Source organism: Nitrospirota bacterium (assembly GCA_020851375.1).
Classification (GTDB): domain Bacteria; phylum Nitrospirota; class 9FT-COMBO-42-15; order HDB-SIOI813; family HDB-SIOI813; genus RBG-16-43-11.
Window position 1 is genome coordinate 1 of the sequence record JADZCV010000024.1, and the last position, 4,146, is coordinate 4,146.

Annotated in this window: 5 protein-coding genes; 1 reads left to right on the forward strand and 4 read right to left on the reverse strand. The window is 46.9% G+C overall.

The window, feature by feature from the left end:
- Positions 1 to 82: 82 nt before the first annotated feature.
- The 4 genes from IT393_05150 to IT393_05165 form a co-directional block, all read right to left on the reverse strand.
- Entirely contained in the window at positions 83 to 688 is a 606-nt protein-coding gene (locus IT393_05150; GenBank protein MCC7202038.1) for a Mu-like prophage major head subunit gpT family protein, read from the reverse strand.
- 32 nt (positions 689 to 720) lie between these two features.
- Positions 721 to 1,131, reverse strand: coding sequence for a hypothetical protein (locus IT393_05155; GenBank protein ID MCC7202039.1), 411 nt, complete (start codon positions 1,129 to 1,131; stop codon positions 721 to 723).
- A gap of 57 nt (positions 1,132 to 1,188) precedes the next feature.
- The gene (locus IT393_05160; GenBank protein ID MCC7202040.1) at positions 1,189 to 2,214 is read right to left on the reverse strand and encodes a hypothetical protein; all 1,026 of its coding nucleotides are present in this window, start codon (positions 2,212 to 2,214) and stop codon (positions 1,189 to 1,191) included.
- A 119-nt stretch (positions 2,215 to 2,333) separates the two neighbouring features.
- Complete coding sequence (locus IT393_05165; protein ID MCC7202041.1) at positions 2,334 to 3,275, reverse strand: minor capsid protein; 942 nt, start codon at positions 3,273 to 3,275, stop codon at positions 2,334 to 2,336.
- Positions 3,276 to 3,865: 590 nt separating this feature from the next.
- Between IT393_05165 and IT393_05170 the strand changes: the two genes are divergently transcribed.
- On the forward strand, positions 3,866 to 4,146 hold a 281-nt coding region (locus tag IT393_05170; GenBank protein MCC7202042.1), incomplete at its 3' end, for a PIN domain-containing protein.

Genomic DNA, 4,146 nt, shown 5'->3' on the forward strand with positions numbered 1-4,146 from the left:
ATCTTTCCTATGCTTCCTGTCTCAATATGTTGCATATCCCCCTTCACACACCACAAGCGAAATCTCCATTGACAGCAAAATCTTATCCAGCTACTATATCCTCAGAAATCCAAATTCCTATGTAATCCGTCAGCTGGTCCTTTGAAATAAATGCAGGAGGCCTCCTGCTCTGGACGACCAGCGGCTTAATAGGCTTGCTGGTATCCAGTAAGAACCATAGAGTCCCTGCGCCACCGCCATAATTACTGACGGATGCACCTGCTACAGGGTGATCCGTATCAAAGAAATACTGCCCGTCATAGCAAAGCTGGGAGATGCCAGCCTTTAATAGCTGGAATATAAGGTAGTCGGGATGAAGCTTTGCGTTTGCTGCCAGTCCCTGGATGATAGGACGATAGACACCAATCTGGTCATCCTCAATGTCATTTCGATCCACCTCGATAGTCCCTTCAAAATCCTTATTCTTGATATTGTACTCAAATGCCGTGAGGTTTTTTACCTGCCGATCACCGATCCATTCGCGAAGCATAGGAAATACCCCAAGCCACTTATAATCCACGCTGGCGCCTGTACTGGGTACCTCCATCGCAACCCGTTCCCGATATGTCTTCGTACTCTCCAGAGCTTCATTAAAGATCGTGTTAAAGCTTTTATATATGGCCAATATGGCCTGTTGATTTACTATCATTTTTTTTAGTCCTCCTTGTTAATGTTACTTGCTTAGATAAACTTGACCCATACCCCGTCTGTATCCACATCAAAGACCTTGCCTGCTACGCTTCTTGTTCCGCTGCCATTGGTCTTTGCCACAGTCTGATCATCCACAATGTAGCAGTCATTACCAATGTCTGCCCTGGTTATAGCATCTCCGGCAGCGCTGTTTCCAAACCTGAAGACACCTTTTCTGATGGTAACGTTCTTATCCCCTGCGGCGCCTGCTGAGTTGTCCACGTATTCGTCTACCCGTCCGACTCCTAAGAGTGTTGTAGCCGTTGCCCCGGGCGTGGCATTTCCTGAACTGTCTCTTGCTCCCAGTGACCCAGCGAGCATCTTCTTTGCCGCTGCCACCGGTAGAGAGACCGTCTCCCCGTCTCTCCTTGGGGTATTTCTGTCTGCAGTTAATGCTGCCATAAGTTATTCCTCCTTTTGTTCGTTTATACCTTCTGTAAAGACTGTAGATAACCTTACTTACCCTGTCACGGTGTTATATTTCTTGAACGCGTCATCCTTGACCCCAAGCTGCTTGTTGATCATCAACTGAGTGTCATCAATGCCTGCATCCTTCCCGGTCTGCCTGTCCCCACCGTTACCGCCTACAGGAACAACAACCGGGGACTTGGAAATAAACACCTTGAATCCTTCAGCATCCCTTTCTGCATAACCTTCAGCCCATTCTCTTTGAGCCGGGATGATCTTGCCCTGGGAAAGTGCCAATGTGACCAGTTCATTTCTCTCACGCTCGGCAAGCTTCTTCTTTAAGGTCTGAAACTCCTGCATCGAAACGACATTGCCCGGCTGTTTTAATGCAAGAATAGTCCCGATAACCTCTGACTTTCCGGCACCTTCTTTAAGTCCAAGGGCCTCTGTAACCTCCTTTGCGGCCACTACTTCTGAACCTGAAGAGGACTCTTTCATAAGATCTTCAATGGCCTTTGTGACATCCTCCTCTGTGGCCCCCTGTGCAAGGCCCAGCATTGCAATCAGTTTTTCTAACGGCATAATAATTCCCTCCCTTGTTAAATCTCCCTGGTCTTGTTGATCAGGAAGTTGTTTGTTTACGAGTGGCTCTAAATTTAATGTCTTGGGTGTATTGGTGAGTGCAATGGAATGAAGCCTTACCATCCTCCCGTCACTTCCCCTCCGAATACCTACCGGTGAAAAGTATCTATACTCCTTGTTCGTTAGGTATTGCTTTGCACGTTCAGTCCAATCAACTATTGCCCACAATCCCTCCTTTCCTTTATTTATTAGTTGTTTCAGCCAGCCGGCAGCAGGGGCCTCACCGCCATAGAGAGTCTGATGTTCGTAGTCCCATACAAGGTCATTCCCCTGTGACTTAAAGGAGGTGATCATCTCATCCATGGCGATCTCATCTACCAGAAACTCCCCGTCGGTTGTCTTCACCATGCCATATGGAAACAGTTGAACCTCGGCCGGGGCGGTCGAGAGGTCGGCTGCCAATACTGCCACAACCCTTTCATCCTTTTTCTTCATACTCTCCCCCTCTTGTAATATGAGACAAAATCCGCTATATTAAAGTTGTGAGGTATCGGTTGGGCCGCAGCCCCTGTAACCGGTACCTGACGCCCCCTCTGCCCGGAGAGGAGAGGTCCTTAATTCCTTTTCCATATCAACTTTCCAACCCGTTGCTTATTCAAATATCCAAAATTATCCACCGGGATAAAGGTCCATGCCTCCATCTTTCCCCCAACAACATTTGTAACTACAAGCATGCCCTTCTTATCTCCGGTCTCTATTGCCTTAATAACCCTTTGTCTTAATACCACCTGGCCGGTGCCCTTATGTTTCTCAAATGACATCCATACTTCGAACGGATCAGTCAAAGTCTCGGGGAGAAACGGTATGTACGGCGCCCTGGCAACATCTATATGCCCTGCCAGGGTATCTGCATTTACATATATGTCATATCTAAAATCCCCGGACGAAAAGGAATATGCCTTCTCATGACCGCCAATAACACCTCTCAACGCCTGTCTCATCCCTGCCTCACTCTTCTCTATCGTCCTGTCTACCGATGCCACAGGGCTATCAACCGGAATCCTCTCCTTGCGACCATAGCTTTCATGGTCTCCAGGGGTCAGCCGTTCATAAACCTTCTCCCCTTGAGCCTTCCAGGCTGCCATCACTTCCTCTGACACCTTCTCCCCCCAGGCAGCTTTTCCAACGTTATAATCCCAGCCGGGATCAATCCCATTAGGTACCTGATGTATTTCTCCGGTGCGTGAGTCTGTCCATTCATATGTGCCATCATCAGGGGCGGAATTAACACCCTTGCCGAGTCGTCTCAGGTCATGCTCTCCAAGTGCCCGCACACTGCACCGGCAACCCCAGCCGTTCGGAGGATAGTGAGTATTCCACCACGGGTCATCAGCGGGCAAAACCAAATTATCCCATGCCCTGTGCTCCGGCCTTGTACGGCTATCATTGACTGCGTCATACATCCAGTAGGGTCTGGCTTTAAGCACGTCCGGGTCAGTCATCTGCTTATGTCTTCCCGCCATGTACGCAGTACTCATATTGGTGTCAAATATCACCCCGGCCCTCCAGCTCCGGCCTCCTTTATATGCCCAGCCGTGTCGTTCCACTATCTGATCAAATTCCTTCTCAAAGTCCTGCTTGGTGATTCCGTCAGTCAGCCCCTTTCCGACTGCATTAAAAAGGTCTGTTAGCTATGATATTTTATTGTAATACAATAAACTGTTACGTCCCACCAATTCGGTACCTATTTTAGGGGTGTCATTCCCACATAATCGGTACCAGTTTTAGTGGGCCTATTCCCACCAAAACGGTACCAGTATAAAGGCATCTATTCCCATGTTAACGAGACCACCTGTTAATCTGTTATGATCTCTTTCTTTTAACCTTATTGATCCTGACATTCCGGGGACACCGTACTTAATTATGAATTAGGATTAGACTTAGAATTAAGTATGATGTCCCCGGAACTGGATGTTGCCGACACTTTCGCAAGGCGTCGATATCGAGTATGGATTTGTACCAGCTTCAGATCAGCAGGAACGGTCAGGAGTGGATTAGCCCTAAGAAGAATCAGGTAGTCAAAGTCCCGCCGTCCATCTACAAGTAATATTTGCTATTATGATACTGTATATAGTACCATTACAATATGAGTAATCCTGATATTATTCTTGACACCAATGTATTGCATGCCGGCCTTTATTCATCCAGAGGAGCATCGTATCAAATTCTTAAGCTCATTGAAACAAACGATCTCAGGATAATTTTATCAACTCCATTATTATTTGAGTATGAAGACATTTTAAAGAGAAACAAGAGAAGACTAAAATTGACAGACGGAGATATTGATAAGATCCTCGATAATTTGTGTGACTTAAGCCATCATCAGAATATATATTATTTATGGCGGCCTTATCTATCAGATCCAAA